The following is a 19,178-nucleotide window of genomic DNA, read 5'->3' as shown; positions in this document are numbered from 1 at the left end:
GGCCTGCACCCGCCGCCCCGTAGGCGGCTACTTCTGTACGACCGAGAGGTCCTCGTCCGCCTTCGGCACCGAGACCGTGCCCCGGTCGTCCGGCAGCGTCTGCACCGTGAACGCGGGGACGGAGCCCTGCTTCTCCTCCAGCATTCGCGAGCCGTGGACCGGGCCGCCCGACACCGGCTCGACCGTCAGCGCGTACGAGCCCTTCAGGCCGGACGGCACGGGCGGGGTGACCGAGAGCGTCGTACCGCCCTTGACCGTGTACTCCTTCGTGGTCGCCGTGCCGCCCTCGGTGCCCGGGGACGCGGTGACCTTGACCTTGCCGGTCGACTCGGGGGCGGTCAGGGCGAGCGTGGAGCCCTTGGAACGGTTGTCGGCGACCGTGGCGCGGGCGCCGATGCTCCGCGTGGCCGGGATGAACGCGGTCTCCTGGTCGGAGCCCTTGCCGCGCGTGACGCGCAGGGCGGCCACGACCGGCACGGAGCCCTCGGAGGGCGACAGGATCAGCGACCCCGCCTCGCCGCGGGTCACGGCGCCGAGGTCGACGGCCGTGGTCATGCCCGACTTCAGGTGCAGCGTGTCGTGCCCGGCGGGCGCGATCTTGCCGCTGGAGGTCGCGAGCCGGACCTTCAGGTCGGCATCGTCCTGCCCCGGTGCGAAGGCGACCAGACGCACGTTCGTGGCGTCCTTCGGGATGCCGGGGAGGACGAGGGAGGCGGCCGGGTCGGCCGCGGCGGGCAGCCAGTCACCGCCGTCCTTGTCGTCCACGTCCGACAGGGCCGCCCCGACCCGGCCGCTGCGCGCGCTCACGTGCAGCGTGAGGTTCGTGTACGCCTTGTCGGTCAGCGTCGACAGCAGCACCGGGACGCTGGAGCGCGGCGGGACGGTGATGCCCTCGCCGACATCTGACTTGATGGCCCCTTGGGGGCCGTACATCTGCACGTCCACGACCGCGGCCTCGTCGTCCGGGTTCGTGAGGTGGACGTAGTCGCTGCGGCCCTTGGCGGTGCTGGCGCCGGGGAAGTAGAAGTCCGTGTCGGGCTCCGAGCAGTTCACGCCGAGCAGGCCGCGGCCCGCTCCAGCCGTCACGCTGGTGGTCTGCTGGACGGTCCAGCCGGGCGCGAGGGACCCGTCCGCGGTGCCGGTCAGGGCGGGCGCCTCGGCCCCGGAGGCGTCGCCCGCGACGGGCGTGCCGGGCTTCTTCGGGGTGACGACCGCCTTGCCCTTCTTGCTGCCCTTGGCGGGCACCAGCTCCGCCGTGCCGGCGCCCTCGGTGCCCTTCGTCTCGGGCGTGTACGAGGTGTACGCGGTCTCGGCCAGGTCGGACTGGCTGGGCTCCGGGCACAGCAGGCTGGAGCGCTCGACGGGCAGGCGCGCGGCGGCCGCCTTGCCGGAGGTGTCGTCCCCGCCGGGCGTCGTGGCCGCGGCGAAGCCCGTGACGGCGGCCAGGGCGGTCACGGCGGCGATCAGGGACAGGGTCGTGCGGTTCACTGCTGGCTCCCGTCGGGGCGCTGCTCATGGTCGGCGCCGTTGCCGTGGCCGTGCTGCTGCTCGTACGTGGGGTCGTACTGCTGGGGCTGCTGGGGCTGCTCGTACCCGCCTCCGTAGGCGTACGGGTCGTACTGCCCCGCTTGATACGGGTCGGCCTGGTAGGGGTCGGCCTGCTGGCCGTACCCGTAACCGCCGCCCTGGTACTGCTGCTCCCCTGCCGCGTACGTGCCGTACTCGGCGGCCGTGTAGCTGGGCTGGTCCCACTCCGCGTAGGTCTGCTGGTGCGGGAAGTCCGCCATCGGGGCCTCCTCCGGAGGAGGAGGCACGGCGGCCCCGGGAACCGGCTGGGGCGCCGGCTCCGCCTGTACCGCCTGCTCCGCCTCGGCCTGGGCGCGCAGTCGGCGGGCCCTCCGGCCGTCGCCCGCGAGGTCCTCCGCGGTCACCACGGGCTCGTCCGGCAGGTCGTCGTCGACGTTCTCGCGCCGGCCCGGCAGGGCGAGCACCACGAGGACGACGGCGAGCAGGCCCTGCGCCCACAGCCAGGCGGTGTGCGTGATCGGCGCGTCGTACGTGACGTCCAACGTGCCGCCCGACGCGGGCAGTTCGAAGCCCTGCGCCCAGCCGTCGACGGTGGTCTTCGTCAGCGGCGTGCCGTTCAGCGTCGCGGTCCAGCCCTCGGCGGACTGGTCGGCGAGGCGCAGGATGCGGCCCGCCTTGCCCTGCGGCACCTTCGTGTGCAGCTCGACGGGGCCCGCCGCGACCGGCACGGCGTCCTCCGCCGTGGATCCGGCGCCGGCCTTCGGCAGGACGACGGCCCGCGCCACCTGGCGGTCGACGCGCCACAGCGCCGTGCCGTCCTGCTGGCTGAGCCGGGTCAGGCCGGGCGTCGCGTCGAGGACGCGGCTCATCTCGCGCGGGGCGCCGCCCCGTACGAGGACGTAGCGCACGGCGAAGCCGCCGAGCTGGTCGGCCTGGTCTGCGCCGGATCCTGCGACCAGGTTGGCGACGACCTTGTCGAGCTTGGCGTTCTCGCCCGCGGCCTCGGTCAGCTCGCCGTCACCGAGGCGCGCGCCCGCGCCCCGGACCAGCGAGTACGCGACGTCGCCCGTGGAGCCGTCCATGACGAGCGTGCGGGCCTGGTCGCGGGTGCCGGCCTCTTCGGCGACGAACGCGGGCACCTGCACCGGGTCGCGCCGCTCCACGGGCCCGTCGGCGCCGCCGATCATCCAGCCCGCGGCGAGCAGCACAGGGCCCGCCGCCGCGGCGAACGCGATGAGCGCGGCCACCGGCTGGCGCCAGCCGAAGCTCTGCTCGGCCACCCGCGAGCGGGCGCCGTCGGCGCCGAGCGCGGCAGCGGCCAGGAGCCCGATGCCGTAGACGAGGGTGGCGGGTCCGGCCCACGCCGAGCCGTTCGAGAGGGCCGCGAAGACGAGCGCCACGAAGGCGACCGCCCAGGCGGTGAGGATCGCGGGACGCCGCTCGGTGCGCAGCAGGGCGGCCAGCGCCGCGAGGACGATGCCGACGAGCAGCAGGCTGCCCGTGGTCCCGGCCCCGCCCGGCGACGCGCCGAGCAGCCCGAGCCCGCTCGCGGACCCCGCCCCGTACGGGATTCCGGCCTCCTTGAAGAAGCCGAACGGGAGCAGCGACAGGGACCACGGCGCGAGCATCAGCAGCGGCGTGCCGAGCGCGGCCAGGAAACGCAGCCCATAGGCGGTGATGTCGGAGCGCCGCACGACGAGGAGCGCGACGCCGAGGACGAGCGCGATCGGCCACACGATCGGCGTGAACGCCGTCGTGATCGTGAGCAGCAGCGCGTACGCCCAGGTGGCCCGCCAACTGCCGCGCCCGCCCTGAGTGTGCGTCAGTCCCGAAGCGGCGAGGCCCGCGCGCGCGAGGAGCGGCAGCAGGATCGCCAGGACCGCGGTACCGATGCGGCCGCCCGCGAGGGCGCCCGTGACGGCGGGCAGGAAGGCGTACGCGATGGCCGCCCACGCGCGCAGCAGGCGCGAGGTGACGAGCGGCCTGGACGCGAAGTACGCGGTGAAACCGGCGAGCGGAACCGAGCCGACGAGCAGCACGGTGACCGCGAGCCCGGTGGAGCCGAACAGCACGGAGGCGAAAGTGGCGAGCAGTGCGAGGTACGGGGGCGCCGCCTGGGTGCCGCCCGTGCTGGTGGCGTGCCAGGCGTCGGCGTACCGCGCCCACAGTTCCGACGCGTCGGCCGGAGCCGGCAGCAGCGCCCCGCCCGCGAGCGCTCCGCCGCCCAACAGCCCTCTACAGGCGATGAGGGAGACGAAAAGCAGCACCACAAGGAGCATCGGTCCGGGGTTGCGGGCGATGCGCTTGAGGCGCGCGAACCGCTCGATCCGGACGAATTCGGCGTCGTCGGGCGACTCGAGGCCGCCGCCACCGTGCCGACCCGCTCTCGCGGTCTCCGGGTCGGAGCCCTCGAAGAGGCTGCCCGCCACCTGCTCGACGGTGAGCCGCACCGTCGCGCCCGGCGGCGGGAACAGCGGGCGCAGCTCCTTGGAGTCGACGACGCCCTTGCCGCGCTGCCTGCGGGCGGCGAGGATCCGCCCCGGCCGCAGCAGCGTCGCCAGAAGACCGGTGATCTCGTCGAAGGCCTGTCCCGGCACCTTGCCGACGAGGTACGCGAGCGTACGGAGCAGCGTGCCGAACACCAGGCGGAGCAGGGCCCACGGGAGCGTCGCCCCGCGCGCGTTGGCGAGCAGCGTGTAGACGGCGCCCGCCTTGTCGACCTTGTGCGGCGACGTGGCGGTGCGGCCGACGCAGTCGACGGTGCGGCGCTCGCGGGAGGCGGCCTCCGCGTGCCGCACGACGGCTTCGGGGGCGACGACGACCCGGTGGCCGGCGGCCTGGGCGCGCCAGCACAGGTCGACGTCGTCACGCATCAGGGGCAGCCTGCGGTCGAAGCCGCCGAGCTGCTCGAAGACATCGCGCCGGATCAGCATGCCCGCGGTGGACACGGACAGCACGGGCCGCACGTGGTCGTGCTGCCCCTGGTCCTGCTCGCGGCGGTCGAGGCCGGTCCAGCGGCGCCCGGAGTTGGCGATGGAGACGCCGACCTCGAGGAGCTGCCTGCGGTCGTACCAGCCGCGCAGCTTGGGGCCGACGATCGCGACGTCGGAGCCGGCCTCGCGCTCCATCTCGACGACGCGCAGCATCTGGGCGAGCGCGTCGGGATCGGGCGCACAGTCGTCGTGCAGCAGCCACAGCCACTGCTCGGGTTCGCCGTGCGGCAGGTCCGGCAGGTCGTACGCGTCGTCGCGCCAGGAGCGGCTGACGGGGTCCCAGCCGCTGGGACGCTTCAGGTACGGCAGCTCTTCGGGGGTGAGGACGCCCGCGCTGCGCACGGCCTCCTCGACGGCCTGGCCGAAGCCGGTGCGGCGCGCGAGGTGCAGTACGCGGTCGTCGCCGATGGCCTGCGCGACCAGCGCGGCGGAGGCGTCGGCGCTGCCGGTGTCGGCCGCCATCGCGTTCTGTACGGGGCGCTCCTGGGAGAGCAGTCCGGACAGAACGTCGGGCAGCCAGCGCGCTCCGTCGTGCGAGACGACGACGGCGGTGACGACATGCCTGGGGAACTCGGGGGCGCTGCTCGGGTCGACCCCTGCTGCGGGCCCCGGGTTGAACGCGGCGGCGGCAGTGCCGAATTGGCCTGCCGAATGGCTGTGCACGGACATCGAGGTACGGGCCCCGGTTCGTTGGACTGCGGTGGACGCCCGCGCCCACTGGGGACACGGTGGCGTCCGGGACGGGGCCCCACACTAACGGCTGCCAACAACAGCGACCCGCCGCCTGTGGACAACCACGGGCAGCGGGCCGAAAAGCACCGCACATCTCGGGGATCAGGGTCCTGGACGGTGACCCGGGGATCAGGGTCCTAGACGGCGGCCTTCTTCAGGCGGCGGCGTTCGCGCTCGGAGAGGCCGCCCCAGATGCCGAAGCGTTCGTCGTTGGCGAGCGCGTATTCGAGGCACTCGGAGCGGACCTCACACGCGAGGCAGACCTTCTTGGCCTCTCTCGTGGAGCCGCCCTTCTCGGGGAAGAAGGATTCGGGGTCGGTCTGGGCGCACAGCGCGCGCTCCTGCCAGCCGAGTTCTTCTTCCGCGTCCTCGACCAGCAGATCTTGAAACGACTCGGTCATAGTGCGCCCCTCGTCTGTCCGTGCGTCCCCGTGATGTTGCCGTTACCGATTTCGGCTGAACGACACGAGTGAAATTACAAGTGTGCCGATCCGGGGCAGTCAAGCCGAGATCTGCTATTGGGCCCGTTATTCACTCTGCGGAACCAAGGCTATGCAGAAAGTGTTCAAATCGCCAAAAACCATGACACTCGCCCGTGGCCCGCGTGGAGCCGGCCGCGCTCCGTGCGGCCACCCCTCCCCCGGTGAACCGCTACAGGGAAGGACGCCGCAAAGATCGCTGCCGTTCCGGCGTTTGCACGCCGGGTTGCTGCGCCACATGTCCGGTCGTCCGGCTGCACAAACCTTTCGCCTGTCAAGGGCACCGGATGAGGTGAACCATATTCCACAATCCGGACATTGGGTTGACAACGAGGGCATGACCCGCTGTCCTGTTGGGCATGTTCGCGATTTCGGCACCCTCGACGACCCGCACCGCCGGGTCCGTTCGCGCTGCCCTCGCGTGCTGTTGCTGTTCCAGCTGTTGAGTCGTTGAGCCCGTCGGCTCCGACCACGCTTCTTCTCATTCCAGTACGGCCCTGTGCACCGCACTCCCTTGAGGAACACCACCACCCCATGAACAGCGACAGCGACCTCCAGATCGCCGGCGACATCTTCGAAGTACCGCACCTGTTGCAGCCCGCCCGGGAGCACCCCGAGACGGTGGCCGAATTCGTCGGTCTCGCGCGCTCCATCGCCGCCGACCGCTCCCAGTGGGAGCACCTCGTCGAGTACGACGCCACGACCCGCTGGTACCACCGCCTGCGCACCGGACCGGGCTACGAGGTGTGGCTCCTGTCGTGGGTGCCGGGCCAGGGCAGCGGGCTGCACGACCACGGCCGGTCCTCCGGCGTACTGACGCTGTTGCAGGGCGAACTGACGGAGCGTACGGAAAGGGGCGTGCACGCGCTCGCCACCGGCGCGCAGCGGGTTTTCGCGCCCGGCTATGTCCACGAGGTCGTCAACGACTCCCTGGAGCCCGCGGTCAGCCTGCACGTCTACTTCCCCGGACTGACCCAGATGCCCATGCACACGCCGACCTGCTCGGTCACCGAGGGCGCCGCAGTCTGAGACCGGCCGACGCGTTGTCAGAGGTGCCTGCGATGCTGGGCACATGCGCATTGTGGTTCTGGCAGGCGGCATCGGTGGTGCCCGGTTCCTTCGCGGTCTCAAGCAGGCCGCGCCGGACGGCGCGGCCATCACGGTCATCGGCAATACCGGGGACGACATCCACCTCTTCGGCCTGAAGGTCTGTCCGGACCTCGACACGGTGATGTACACGCTGGGCGGCGGCATCAACGAGGAGCAGGGCTGGGGACGCACGGACGAGGCGTTCACGGTGAAGGAGGAGCTCGCGGCGTACGGGGTCGGGCCCAAGTGGTTCGGGCTCGGCGACCGGGACTTCGCGACCCATATCGTCCGTACGCAGATGCTGAGCGCCGGTTACCCGCTCAGCGCGGTCACCGAGGCGCTGTGCGAGCGGTGGCAGCCGGGGGTGAAGCTCCTGCCCATGTCGGACGACCGCGTGGAGACCCACGTCGCGGTGGATGTCGACGGTGAGCGCAAGGCCGTGCACTTCCAGGAGTACTGGGTGAAGCTGCGCGCCTCCGTGGACGCGCAGGCCGTCGTGCCGGTCGGCGCCGAGCAGGCGAAGCCCGCGCCGGGCGTCCTGGAGGCCATCGCCGAGGCCGACGTGATCCTCTTCCCGCCGTCGAACCCTGTGGTGAGCGTCGGGACGATCCTGGCGGTCCCGGGGATCCGGGAGGCCATCGCCGAAGCGGGCGCGCCCGTCATCGGGCTCTCGCCGATCGTCGGTGACGCGCCGGTGCGCGGCATGGCGGACAAGGTGCTCGCGGCGGTGGGCGTGGAGTCCAGCGCGGCCGCCGTCGCCGAGCACTACGGGGCGGGACTGCTCGACGGCTGGCTGGTCGACACGGTGGACGAGAAGGCCGTCGAGCGGGTCGAGGCGGCCGGGATCCCGTGCCGGGCCGTGCCGCTGATGATGACGGACCCCGTGGAGGGCACCGCCGCCGCCGAGATGGCGCGCGAGGCGCTGAAGCTCGCGGAGGAGGTGCGGGGCGCGTGACCGAGGCTCCTTCGTTCCGTGCCTGGGCCGTCGCCGGGATCCCCGAGGTGCGGGAGGGCGACGACATCGCGAAGCTGATCGTCGCCGCCGAACCGGGGCTCGTCGACGGTGACGTGCTACTGGTCACCTCGAAGATCGTCAGCAAGGCCGAGGGCCGCGTGCTCCGGGCGGACGACCGGGAGGCCGCGATCGACGCCGAGACCGTACGGGTCGTGGCGCGGCGCGGCACGCTGCGGATCGTCGAGAACAAGCTGGGGCTCGTGATGGCCGCGGCAGGGGTCGACGCCTCCAACACCCCTGCGGGGACCGTGCTGTTGCTGCCCGAGGACCCGGACGCATCGGCGGCCGCGATCCGGGACGGCGTGCGGGACGCGCTCGGGGTGGACGTCGGGGTCGTCGTCACCGACACCTTCGGCAGGCCCTGGCGGAACGGGCTGACGGATGTCGCCATCGGGGCGGCAGGCGTGCGCGTACTCGACGATCTGCGGGGCGGCACGGACGCGTACGGGAATCCGCTCAGCGCCACCGTGGTGGCCACCGCCGACGAGTTGGCGGCCGCGGGTGACCTCGTGAAGGGCAAGGCCGGGGGCCTGCCGGTCGCCGTGGTGCGGGGGCTCGGGCCGGTCGTCGCCCAGGAACAGGGCGGATCCGCAAGGGAGTTGGTGCGGGTCGCGCGCGACGACATGTTCCGGCTCGGCACGTCGGAGGCGGTACGGGAGGCCGTGACGCAGCGGCGGACCGTGCGGGCGTTCACCGACGAGCCGGTCGATCCGGGGGCCGTACGGCGGGCCGTCGCCGCGGCTGTCACGGCGCCGGCGCCGCATCACACGACGCCGTGGCGGTTCGTGCTCCTGGAATCGCAGGAGTCGCGGACGCGGCTGCTCGACGCGATGCGGGACGCGTGGATCGCGGACCTGCGGCGGGACGGCAAGAGCGAGGAGTCCATCGCGAAGCGGGTGCGGCGGGGGGATGTGCTGCGCAACGCGCCGTACCTCGTGGTGCCTTGCCTGGTGATGGACGGGTCGCACACCTACGGGGACGCGCGGCGGGATGCCGCCGAGCGGGAGATGTTCGTGGTGGCCACCGGGGCCGGGGTGCAGAACTTCCTGGTCGCGCTGGCCGGGGAGCGGCTCGGGTCGGCGTGGGTGTCGTCGACCATGTTCTGCCGGGACGTGGTGCGGGACGTGCTCGGGCTGCCGGAGGACTGGGATCCGATGGGGGCCGTCGCGGTGGGGCATGCGGCGGGGGTGCCGGGTGAGCGGCCGGAGCGGAGTGTCTCCGACTTCGTGGAGGTTCGGTAGTCCCGTAGCTCCGTGGTTTCGCGGTTCCGTGCGGTCCGTGCGGTCCGTGCGGTCCGTGCGGTCCGTGCGGTCCGTGCGGTCCGTGCGGTCCGTGCGGTCCGCGGTGGTTCGGTGGGCGGTGTGGTGCCGTCTCACCACTCCGCGATGTTCACCTTGCGCATCTTGGGTTGTCTGCGCGGGGGCGAGACACCACTCAGCATGATCAGGCGGGCCGCCCGGTGGCGCTGGCCCGCGTACGGGGCCAGGAGTTCCAGCATGTCCTCGTCCGTCGCGTCCCGGTTGGCCGCGAGGGCGTAGCCGACGATGCCGGGCAGATGCAGATCGCCCGTCGTCACCTCGTCGGGGGCGCCGTGCGTGCGCTGGACCGTCTCCGCGGAGGTCCAGGGGCCGATGCCGGGGACCAGTTCCAGGCGGGTGCGGGCCTCCGCCGGTTCCATCTGCGCCGCCTCCTCCAGGCGGCGGGCGACCTTCGCCGCGCGGATGATCGTCGAGGCGCGCTTGTTGTCCACGCCCGCCTTGTGCCACTCCCAGGACGGGATCAGCGTCCAGGTGCGCGGGTCCGGCATCACGCGCATGCGCAGGTCCTCGCCGGCCGGGCCCGGGGCCGGTTCGCCGTACTTGTTCAGGAGCAGGCGCCAGGCGCGGTACGCCTCGTCCGTCGTGACCTTCTGTTCCAGGATCGACGGGATCAGGGACTCGAGGACCAGGCCCGTGCGGGTCAGGCGGAGGCCGGGGCGGCGGCGGGTCGTCTGCGCGACGAGGCGGTGGCGGGGTTCGAAGGCGGTCGGGTCGTCCGACTCGCCCAGCAGGTGCGGGAGTCGGGACAGGAACCAGGCGGCTCCCGGGCCCCAGGCGGTCGCCTCGACGGTCGACGTGTCCGGGTGCTGGGTCATGCGGAATGTTGCCGGGCCCTCCGGGGTGCGGCTGGCTCTCCATACGGTGCCGGGCGGGGTGGTGCGGAAGGTGGGGTCCGCGGGGCCCCTTCGCAGGGGGCCGAGGGTGAGGCCCAGGTGGAGGGGAGCTTCAGGGGTGTGGGTGTGGGTGTGGGTGTGGGGGGCCGGGGTGGGGCTGGGTATGCGGGGGGCGCCGCCGCGCACGGTGGTGCGGGTGGGTGGGGGTTGCGTACGAGGGGGGTATCGGCGGCCGGCCACGGGGTCCTTCGGTAATGGGGTCTCCCCTGCTCGAACGTAGTTGAGAGCTTGGGGAAGGGTGGTGGTTCGAGGGTAGGGGTTTTTCTCCCCCAACCCGCCCCTTCCCGAAAGTGCCTCTTCGGGGCCAGGTGGTGGACGTCACGGGGCTCTGCCCCGGACCCCGCTGCTCAATCGCCGCAGGGGCTTGATGATCGGAGCCGGCGTTGCGGGATCGGGGCGCTGCCCCGGGCCCCGCTGCTCAATCGCCGCAGGGGCTTGGGGGGCTCATCCGGGGCAGGGGCCTGGTGTGGGTTACTGGTCGGAGGAGAAGCGGATGGAGGCGGGGGGCAGGGTGGCTTCGCACCAGACGCGTACGCCGTCCTGGAGTTCGTTGTCCGCGCCGACGTGGGCGCCGTCGCCTATCACCGCGTTCTTGAGGGTCGTGCGGGCGCCCACGCGGGCGGCGGTGCCGACCAGGGAGTCCGTGATCACCGCGCCCGGTTCGATCACCGCGCCGGGCAGGATCGCGGAGCCGGAGACACGGGCGCCCTCGCCGATCCGCGCGCCCTCGCCTACGACCGTGCCCTCGGTGAGCTTCGCGTCCGCGGCCACCTCGGCCGTCGGCAGGATCAGGCGGTCACCGCGGCGGCCGGGGACGGCGGGCGACGGGGCGCGGCCCATGACCAGGTCGGCGGAGCCGCGGACGAAGGCCTGGGGCGTGCCGAGGTCCAGCCAGTAGGTCGAGTCGACCATGCCCTGGAGGTGGGCGCCGGAGGCCAGCAGATCCGGGAACGTCTCGCGTTCGACCGAGACCGGGCGGCCCGCCGGGATCGTGTCGATGACCGAGCGGCGGAAGACGTACGCGCCCGCGTTGATCTGGTCCGTGACGATCTCTTCGGGGGTCTGGGGCTTCTCCAGGAAGGCCGTCACCCGGCCCGTGGAGTCCGTGGGCACCAGGCCGTACGCGCGCGGGTCCTCGACCCGTGACAGGTGGAGGGAGACGTCCGCGCCGGTCGTCTCGTGTTCGTGGACGAGGGCCTTGATGTCCAGGCCGGTGAGGATGTCGCCGTTGAAGATCAGGACCGGCTCGTCGGGGGCCGACTTCAGGCGCGAGGCGACGTTGCGGATGGCGCCGCCGGTGCCGAGGGGTTCGACCTCGGTGACGTATTCGATGTGCAGGCCGAGGCGGGAGCCGTCGCCGAAGTACGGCTCGAAGACCTCCGCCAGGTAGGAGGTGGCCAGAACGATGTGGTCGACGCCCGCCGCCTTCGCGCGCGCCAGCTGGTGCGTGAGGAACGGCACACCGGCCGCCGGGACCATCGGTTTCGGTGTGTTCACCGTGAGTGGCCGGAGTCTGGTGCCCTTGCCGCCGACCAGGAGGATCGCTTCTGTCACCTGTCGTCTCTGCTTCCTGCTGGGGCCGGCCGAACTGTCTTTCGGCCGGCCAGTGTATGCAGACCGTGCGAGGCGCCCAGGCCGGCCGGCGTCAGCGCCCCTGTAGGTGGGCGGAGCTGGAGCGGGCACTGCCGAGCTTGTTGTAGAGACGGCGTCCCGGACATTCGGTCGCGAACCCGTCCCTGTGACCGGAGATCACCTTGAGTCGTACATTCTTTCCCTTGCGGTAGAGATTGCCACCGCCCGACTTCAGATATGTCGACCCGCGCGGATTCGCGCCGTAGAGACCGAGCTTCCAGGCGGTCAGTCGCGCGATGGCCTTGACGGCCGCGGCGGGTGGGTTGGAGCTGCCGTACGAGCCCAGGACCGCGATGCCCGTGCTGTTGGTGTTGAAGCCGAGGGTGTGGGCGCCCATGACGGGCTTGGCGACGCCACCGGCACGGCCTTCGTAGATGTTGCCGCACTTGTCCACGAGGAAGTTGTAGCCGATGTCGCGCCAGCCACTGCTCTTGACGTGGTAGCGGTAGATACTGCGGATGACTGAAGGGGCTTGGGAGCAGCGGTAGTTGTTGCCGGATGCACTGTGGTGGATGAAGGCCGCCTTGACGGTTTTGGTGTAGCCGAGTTTGCGTTCCCGGAGTTTCTCGTTGGCGCCCCAGCCCTTGCGCGTGATGATGCGCGGGCGCGGGCCGATGAAGGGGCGGGAGCCGGCCGCAGTCGGCTTGCCGCCGCGGGCCGCGATCAGTTCGTCCTCCGTCTGCTTCTTGTCGAGGGCGGGGATGACGCCGGCGTTCGCGCCTTCCGCGCGGGAGCCCTGTGGGGGTTCTTCGCCGGGGTCGACGAGGTCGAGGCGCAGGCCCTTGGGGAGGGTGGTCGGGCTGCCGGTGCGGTCGGCGTCGGCCTCGGGCTCGTCCGCCTTGACGCGTACTTCCACGCCGTCGCTGTTGCCGACCCAGAGGGGGGCGGTCGCGCCGTGCAGCTTGCCCGTGGCGCGTTCCGGGGTGTCCAGGTCGGGGGCGTCGTCGTTGTGGGTCTCCACGTCCTGCCAGGTGGACCAGCGGGTGGTGTTCGTGGTGCGCGTACGTACTTGTACGTGGCCGTGGAGTTGGGCGTCCGGGTCGTCCCAGACGACGCCGACGAGGGAGAAGGGGCGCACGTCGCGGCGGGTGAGCCCCTGTTCTTGGGGGGTGCCGGCGGCGCGCGTCGAGGTGCTGCTGCCGGAGGACGGTTCGAGGGGGAGGGACTGGGTGCTGCCGGGGATCGCTTCGCGCGTCGGGGGCGGCGCGGCGTGCGAGGCCGTGGGCAGGGTGAGCGGGAGGGCCAGGGCCGCCGCGCAGGTGACACCGATCGATGAAGCAAGGAATCCACGCATGCGCACGATCGTGTGCGGATCCTTGGGTGTCGGCCATTGGGGAGGGTCATACGGGTGTTGGCGGGGGCCGTTGGGCTGGGGCGGGGGCGACGCTGACGTCTGGGGTGACGGGTGCGCGGCGCCGGGGTCTTTGAGCTGGGCCGGGGGCGACGCCTGCCGTGATGCGCGCGCGGCACCAGGGTCGCTGAGCTGAGCCGGGGACGGCGCCTGCGGTGATGCGCGCGCGGCACCGGGGTGCCGCCTTGCCCACCCTGCCGCCCAAGGCGGCAGATTGCCCAAGGCGGGCGGGGGGGGCGGCCAAGCGGCCGGTTGCCCAAGGCGGGCGGGCGGGATCGGCGGAGCGGCCGGTTGCCCAAGGCGGGGCAGGCATCGGCCGAGACGGGAGGGGAGCCGGGCCAGGCGGCAGATTGCCCAAGGCGGGCGGGGGGGTGCCTCTATGTCCTTCGTCAAGCGAGGCGGGGTGTTCGGGGTTCGTAGAAGGTGCCGTCGCGGAGCATCGCGAAGAGCACGCTGATGCGGTGCCGGGCGAGGCGGAGGAGCGCTTGGGTGTGGGTCTTTCCTCTGGCTCGGCAGCGGTCGTAGTAGGTGCGGGAGGTGGGGTCGTGCAGGGCGGCGAATGCCGAGAGGAACATGGCTCTCTTGAGCTGCCGGTTGCCGCCTCGTGGTGCGTGTTCGCCGTGGATCGAGGTGCCCGACGACTTCGTGGTCGGGGCGAGGCCGGCATAGGAGGCCAGGTGTCCTGCGGTGGGGAAGCTGGTGCCGTCGCCGACGGTGACCAGCAAGGTGGCGGCGGTCCTGACCGCGACTCCCGGGATCGAGGTCAGGACCTGGGAAAGACATCTCACGGCTTGAAGCCGTCAAGCGGAAACGGCTTGGGGTAAGGGGGTGAAGGCATGTTGTTCGTCGAACGGAATGTTCTGCTGGAGGCAGTGATAGAGCTGGCCGAGCATGCGGTTGAAAAGGTTGCGCTGCGCCGATGCGTGCCAGTCGCCGTGCTCACGTCGGCGCCGGTAGTGCGCCTGAGCGCCGGGCGAGGCGGTGATCGCGGCGAACGCCCACAGGTAGCCCGCGTGGATGAGTCGGTCATTCTTGACGAACCGGCGGCCGACGTGGCGCTTCTTGCCAGAGGCCCGGGTGACCGGGGCCGATCCGGCGTATGACTTCAAGGCCCGTGCGTCGGCGAACCGGCTGCGGTCGTCGCCGACTTCGGCCAGGACCCGGGCGCCGAGGAGTGAGCCCAGCCCAGGGAAACTGGTGATCACCTCAGCGTCCGGGTGCTGGTGGAAAGACGCCTCGACCGCCTCGGCGAGGTCGTCTGCGGCCTGTGCCGCTGCGTCGAGCTGCCCGAGCAGGGCCAGCATCTGCCGTCCGAGGGCCTCTTCCACCAGGGGTGACTGATGGGCGTACTCGGCCCGGAAAATTGTCTGGAGGCGCTGGGTCTCGGCGGTGGTATATCGCCGACGGCCGGCCCGCTTGAGGGCGGCCTGAATCTGTGTCTTGGTCAGCCTAGCGGCGGCAGTCGGGGTGGGAGCCAGAGCCAGGACGGCGCGGGCCTCCGGGTGGGCCAGGCCACGTTTGCGGCCGGTGGCGAACGCGGCGAGGGCCGCCGGGTAATACTCGCGCAGCAGCGAGCGCAGCTGGTTGGCGTGCTGCTGGCGGCTCCAGACGGCATCCTGCTGGGCGCGGGCCAACACGGCGATGGAACGCGCGAGTTCGCTGTCGGCGGGCAGTGGCCGATGCATGTGCAGGTCGGTGCGCAAGATGTTGGCCAGCACCAGGGCGTCGCCGGGGTCAGACTTCTTGCGCGAGACGCTGTGCCGGTCGCGGTAGCGGGCGGCGGCGAGCGGGTTGATCGCGAAGACCTGCCGCTTGACAGTGCGCAGCACCGCAACCAGCAGGCCGCGGGAGGTCTCGATCGCCACGGGTATCGGTGTGTCAGGGCTGTCTCCGTGCTCGGTGAGCAGATCCAGCAGTTGTTGGTAGCCGGCCGTGTCGTCGGTGATGCGGGTCTTGGCGAGCACCGAGCCCAAGTCGTCGATCAGGGCGACGTCGTGGTGGGTTTCGGCCCAGTCGATCCCGCAGAACACGTTCATGTTCATGCCTTTCGTCCGGTCGTTCGCGCTGGTGGCGAGCGCAAGCGGGTCACGCGGCTCCCTAATGCCAGGACTCCTCGGTCCGCCATCTCACTAGCCGTTCGTGACACCAGCGCACCGCACGGGCCCCGTTCTTGCCCAGAGCTCACCGGCTCGCGGGGAAAGGCAAGAGGTCACCGTGCGGCGGGCTCGCACCACGATGTTCAACGCGTACCGCCGGCCGGGAAGTTTCGCGGCGGCCGGAGAGCACCGGGAGCTCCCGGTCTTTCCATAGGCATCACAGTGCCGCAGAGGGTTCGGAGTCACCCCGGTGCCCACCGCACCGCCACGAAGCTCACCACCGGAACAGAGTCGCTCTTCTTTGAGACCCCACAGGTCACGGAGACAAGGGCACCCAGTCCCAACTGTCAGACTGCACTCGCTTCTCTAGGCGGGTGCGGACCTTCACACCGCATTAGAGGGTGCTGTTCCAGCAGGGTGTTGATCTGGGCTTCCAGGGCTCGGCGCTGGTCGTGGACGGTCGCGAGTTGCCGGGCCAGGGACGGGACGACGATGTCGAGCGTGCCCGTTCCGGGAACGATGACGGTCTGCTCGTCGAGCGCGTCGAAGACCTCGTCGATCAGCCGGGCGGCCATGCGCGGGGCCTTGGGTCGCATTACCTCAACGAGCCTGCGGCGTCCGGCTTTTCGCAGGGCGGCTGGGGATCCGTAGCGTTCCAGCAGCCAGGTCACGGCCTGGTGATCGAGCCGGGGCCCGAGGGTGCGTTCGAGGCTGGGGTGGAACTGGGTGAGCAGGCCGCGTATCCGGTTGGAGGTGCGGGTGGCCTCGGTGGCGAGGTCCTGGTCGAAGCCGACCAGGACGGTCAGTTCGGCGGTGATTTCGTCGGTGAGCTCGAGCGAGCGCAGGGTGTGCGGCATGGTGCGGGCCGCGTCCGCGATGACTGCGGCGTCCTTGGCGTCGGTTTTCGCCTCGCCCGGGTAGAGATCGGCGATCCGCCGCATGGCCAGGCCGGGCAGGTAGGCGACCTTGCAGCCCGCGTCCCGGGCGACGGTCAACGGGAGGGCGCCGATCGAGGCGGGCTGATCCACCACGACGAGGACGGTGCCGAACTTCGCGGCCAGCTTGTCGAGGACGGCTCTCAGTTTGGGTTCGCTGTTGGGCAGGGGCTTGTCGTAGATCTTCTTGCCGGTCGGGGTGAGTCCGTGGCCGTGGTGGGTGGTCTTGCCGACGTCCAGGCCGAGGAACACGCCGACGTCGCCGGTGTCGAACATCGTGCACTCAACTCCTTTGGTGCGGCTGGCCTTGGCATCGGTGTCGTTCTCGCGCATCCACGTTATGCAGACCTGCCGTCCGTGAACTGCCCGGCATTGCGCCGGGCCGGGCGGTGGCCGGGCCTCTCATCAGCGTCTCCGACGGCACCTCTCGGGCCCGGTGAACACCACCCCCCCAGGTCATCGAGGACAGGGGGACACAGTCATGCCGGGCCCGGAGGCCAGCGGCCCTCTTGCAGGGCCGCGGAAAACATAACGGGGGCGGCCAAGCGGCCGGTTGCCCAAGGCGGGCGGGTGGGATCGGCCGAGCGGCCGGTTGCCCGAGGCGGGGCAGGCATCGGGCGCAGCGGGAGGGGAGCCGGGTCAGGCGGCAGATTGCCCAAGGCGGGTGGGATTGGCCGAGTGGCCGGTTGGTCGAGGCGGGGCAGGCGGCGGGCGCAGCGGGAGGGGAGCCGGGGCGAGCGGCAGGTTGGTCGAGGCGGGAAGGGGGCCGGGTCAGGGTGGGGGCACGTGCGGGGTGGTGCGTAGGGTTGGGGTGTGAATGTTGTTGCTCGTACGCCCGCCGCTCTGCTTCAGGCCGCCCTCGCCGACGATCCGGGGCGGCCGCTCGTCACCTTCTATGACGACGCGACCGGGGAGCGCGTGGAGTTGTCCGTGGCCACGCTCGCGAACTGGGTGGCCAAGACCAGCAATCTGCTGCAGGGCGAGCTGAACGCCGAACCCGGCGACCGTCTCGCCCTGTTGCTGCCCGCCCACTGGCAGAGCGCGGTGTGGCTGCTGGCCTGTTCGTCCGTGGGGGTCGTCGCCGACGTCCAGGGCGACCCGGCCGGCGCCGACCTCGTCGTGAGCGGGCCCGACACCCTCGACGCCGCCCGCGCCTGCCCCGGGGAGCGGGTCGCGCTCGCGCTGCGGCCGCTCGGCGGACGGTTCCCGCAGCCGCCCGAGGGCTTCCTCGACTACGCCGTGGAAGTGCCGGGGCAGGGCGACCGGTTCGCCCCCTTCGCACCCGTCGACGCGGACGAGCCCGCGCTCGTCGTGGCCGGCGCCGAGTGGTCGGGCGCCGAGGTGGTGGAGAAGGCCGCCGCCGACGCCACCGGCCTCGGCCTGACCGGCCCCGGTTCGCGCCTGCTGTCCGGCCTCCCGTACGACACCTGGCAGGGGCTCGCCGCGGGCCTCTACGCACCGCTGGCCACCGGCGGTTCCGTCGTCCTGTGCCGCAACCTCGACCAGCTCGGCGAAGAGTCCCTCGCCAAGCGCGTCGAGAGCGAGCGAGTCACCGCGACCGCCCGCTAGCCCGTTCGGCTCAGCTTTCCCGGCTCGGTCGCGCGGTGGGGTACATGGTCGTAGGTACGCCTACGTTTCCATGAGGGGGACCCGCACGTGACCGACACCGCTGCCACGCCCCCGGAACCCGGGCCGGCCCACGGCTCCACGCCCACCGGCGCGGGGCGCGTGCGGCGGCGCCGGAGATGGTTGCGGTACTCGGCGACCTGCGCGGCGCTCCTGGTGCTCGTGGTGGGCGGCGTCGGCTGGGCCGCGTACGACCGGCTCAACGGGAACATCACCGAGGACACGGACACCGCCGACGAGCTCGCGCGCTACGAGAAGGAGCGGCCCACCGTGCTGGCCGAGGGCGCGCAGAACCTGCTGCTCATCGGCACCGACTCGCGGGCGGGCAAGAACGGGAAGTACGGCCGCAACGACGGCACGCAGCGCTCCGACACCACGATCCTGTTGCACGTCGCGGCGGACCGGAAGAGCGCGACGGCCGTCTCGTTCCCGCGCGACCTGATGACCGACGTGCCCTCCTGCCGGGAACGGGACGGTTCCCGGCACGACGCGATGTTCGCGATGTTCAACTACGCCTTCGAGGTGGGCGGTTCGGCCTGCACGATCCGTACGGTCGAGAAGATGACGGGAGTCCGGGTCGACCACCACATGGTCGTGGACTTCGACGGGTTCAAGGACATGGTGAACGCCGTCGGCGGCGTCACCGTCTGCCTGGACCGGCCGATCGACGACGACGACGCGCACCTGCGGCTGGCCGCGGGCACCCACCATCTGAACGGCGAGCAGGCCCTGGGCTACGTACGCGCCCGCAAGAGCCTCGGCAACGGCAGCGACACCGACCGGATGGACCGTCAGCAACGCTTCCTCGGCGCGCTCGTCGACAAGGTGCAGAGCAACGGCGTGCTGCTGAACCCGACCCGGCTCTACCCCGTGCTCAACGCCGCCACCTCCTCGCTGACCACCGACCCCGGGCTCGCCAGCCTGCGCGGGCTCTACGACCTGGTGCGCGGCATGCGCGGCATCAGCGCCGAACACATCCAGTTCCTGACGGTGCCCCGCGAGTCGTACGTCTACAACGCCAACCGGGACCAGCTCGTCCAGCCCGCGGCCGACCACCTGTTCACGCAGCTGCGCAAGGACACGCCCGTGAAGGTGGCCGAACAGCCGCCCGCGGACGAGGAGTACGGCGCACAGGATGAATACGACAGCGGCGTCGAATCAGACAGTTATGAGGATGTAGGCGGCGAATACGGCACGTACGACGACGCCGACGGTGCCGGCGGCGGCGAGAGCGACGGGAAGCCCGGCGCCTCCCCCGCCCCGACCTTCCGCGGCAACACCGCCGGGCAGGCCTCCTGCGGCTGAGAACGGGTGCTCGGACGGCGCCTCAACGGCCCCTGGGTAAAGCGCAAGTCATCAGGTGACTCACAGGTTCAAAGATATGGTCCGTATTGCCCAGTTGTAGGGGAGTGGAATTTGTCACCGTCCTCGCTTGACGCTGAACTGGGCGGATAGTGTGAGCGATCCGGTGCACCCGGCCATGCTTGCGAG

At 71.6% G+C, this 19,178-nt stretch carries 12 protein-coding genes and 2 pseudogenes; 5 read left to right on the top strand and 9 right to left on the bottom strand.

The genetic code is table 11. The features are described 5' to 3' along the window. Window positions 1-27: 27 nt before the first annotated feature. The 3 genes from ACP4E5_RS26955 to ACP4E5_RS26945 form a co-directional block, all read right to left on the bottom strand. Window positions 28-1,488, bottom strand: a complete 1,461-nt coding sequence (locus ACP4E5_RS26955) for a DUF5719 family protein (RefSeq protein ID WP_425832984.1) — start codon at window positions 1,486-1,488, stop codon at window positions 28-30. After that, a complete protein-coding gene (locus ACP4E5_RS26950; protein WP_425832982.1) occupies window positions 1,485-5,189 on the bottom strand; it encodes a glycosyltransferase family 2 protein in 3,705 nt (1,234 codons plus the stop codon). Before ACP4E5_RS26950 ends, ACP4E5_RS26955 begins: the two co-directional genes overlap by 4 nt. A gap of 200 nt (window positions 5,190-5,389) precedes the next feature. Further along, the gene (locus ACP4E5_RS26945) at window positions 5,390-5,653 is read right to left on the bottom strand and encodes a WhiB family transcriptional regulator (protein WP_127831770.1); all 264 of its coding nucleotides are present in this window, start codon (window positions 5,651-5,653) and stop codon (window positions 5,390-5,392) included. Between the two features lie 612 nt (window positions 5,654-6,265). Here ACP4E5_RS26945 and ACP4E5_RS26940 point away from each other — a divergent pair. The 3 genes from ACP4E5_RS26940 to ACP4E5_RS26930 are packed head-to-tail and all read left to right on the top strand — an operon-like array spanning window position 6,266 to window position 9,076. Then, window positions 6,266-6,760, top strand: coding sequence for a cysteine dioxygenase (locus ACP4E5_RS26940; protein ID WP_425832979.1), 495 nt, complete (start codon window positions 6,266-6,268; stop codon window positions 6,758-6,760). A 43-nt stretch (window positions 6,761-6,803) separates the two neighbouring features. Beyond that, on the top strand, window positions 6,804-7,775 hold the full coding sequence (cofD, locus tag ACP4E5_RS26935; protein ID WP_425832977.1) for a 2-phospho-L-lactate transferase: 972 nt from the start codon (window positions 6,804-6,806) through the stop codon (window positions 7,773-7,775). After that, window positions 7,772-9,076, top strand: a complete 1,305-nt coding sequence (locus tag ACP4E5_RS26930; RefSeq protein WP_425832975.1) for a coenzyme F420-0:L-glutamate ligase — start codon at window positions 7,772-7,774, stop codon at window positions 9,074-9,076. Before cofD ends, ACP4E5_RS26930 begins: the two co-directional genes overlap by 4 nt. Window positions 9,077-9,207: 131 nt before the next feature. Here the strand turns inward: ACP4E5_RS26930 and ACP4E5_RS26925 are convergent, their stop codons facing one another. The 6 genes and pseudogenes from ACP4E5_RS26925 to ACP4E5_RS26900 all read right to left on the bottom strand — a co-directional run. Beyond that, window positions 9,208-10,227, bottom strand: coding sequence for a DNA-3-methyladenine glycosylase family protein (locus ACP4E5_RS26925; RefSeq protein ID WP_425832973.1), 1,020 nt, complete (start codon window positions 10,225-10,227; stop codon window positions 9,208-9,210). Between the two features lie 291 nt (window positions 10,228-10,518). Beyond that, entirely contained in the window at window positions 10,519-11,601 is a 1,083-nt protein-coding gene (gene manB, locus ACP4E5_RS26920) for a mannose-1-phosphate guanylyltransferase (RefSeq protein ID WP_425832971.1), read from the bottom strand. 91 nt (window positions 11,602-11,692) lie between these two features. After that, complete coding sequence (locus ACP4E5_RS26915) at window positions 11,693-12,973, bottom strand: peptidoglycan recognition protein family protein (RefSeq protein WP_425832969.1); 1,281 nt, start codon at window positions 12,971-12,973, stop codon at window positions 11,693-11,695. Between the two features lie 446 nt (window positions 12,974-13,419). Then, window positions 13,420-13,809: pseudogene (locus ACP4E5_RS26910) on the bottom strand (transposase); the annotation flags it as partial. A 21-nt stretch (window positions 13,810-13,830) separates the two neighbouring features. After that, the gene (locus tag ACP4E5_RS26905) at window positions 13,831-15,066 is read right to left on the bottom strand and encodes an IS110 family RNA-guided transposase (protein ID WP_425824954.1); all 1,236 of its coding nucleotides are present in this window, start codon (window positions 15,064-15,066) and stop codon (window positions 13,831-13,833) included. Between the two features lie 455 nt (window positions 15,067-15,521). After that, a pseudogene (locus tag ACP4E5_RS26900) lies at window positions 15,522-16,337 on the bottom strand (IS110 family transposase); the annotation flags it as partial. Between the two features lie 537 nt (window positions 16,338-16,874). Between ACP4E5_RS26900 and ACP4E5_RS26895 the strand changes: the two are divergent. Both ACP4E5_RS26895 and ACP4E5_RS26890 read left to right on the top strand, forming a co-directional pair. Further along, window positions 16,875-17,630 (top strand): TIGR03089 family protein, encoded by a 756-nt coding sequence (locus ACP4E5_RS26895; protein ID WP_425832967.1) that lies wholly within the window; start codon window positions 16,875-16,877, stop codon window positions 17,628-17,630. An 87-nt stretch (window positions 17,631-17,717) separates the two neighbouring features. Next, complete coding sequence (locus tag ACP4E5_RS26890; RefSeq protein ID WP_425832965.1) at window positions 17,718-18,992, top strand: LCP family protein; 1,275 nt, start codon at window positions 17,718-17,720, stop codon at window positions 18,990-18,992. The last annotated feature ends 186 nt before the right edge of the window (window positions 18,993-19,178 follow it).

Source organism: Streptomyces fractus, from assembly GCF_049844455.1.
Classification (GTDB): Bacteria; Actinomycetota; Actinomycetes; order Streptomycetales; family Streptomycetaceae; genus Streptomyces; species Streptomyces fractus.
This window is presented reverse-complemented; position numbering and strand designations above follow the sequence as displayed.

Coding starts and splice junctions, on each gene's coding strand:
- ACP4E5_RS26950 (WP_425832982.1), bottom strand. CDS start 5,189: ATGTCCGTGCACAGCCATTCGGCAGGCCAATTCGGCACTGCCGCCGCC.
- ACP4E5_RS26945 (WP_127831770.1), bottom strand. CDS start 5,653: ATGACCGAGTCGTTTCAAGATCTGCTGGTCGAGGACGCGGAAGAAGAA.
- ACP4E5_RS26940 (WP_425832979.1), top strand. CDS start 6,266: ATGAACAGCGACAGCGACCTCCAGATCGCCGGCGACATCTTCGAAGTA.
- cofD (WP_425832977.1), top strand. CDS start 6,804: ATGCGCATTGTGGTTCTGGCAGGCGGCATCGGTGGTGCCCGGTTCCTT.
- ACP4E5_RS26915 (WP_425832969.1), bottom strand. CDS start 12,973: ATGCGTGGATTCCTTGCTTCATCGATCGGTGTCACCTGCGCGGCGGCC.
- ACP4E5_RS26905 (WP_425824954.1), bottom strand. CDS start 15,066: ATGAACGTGTTCTGCGGGATCGACTGGGCCGAAACCCACCACGACGTC.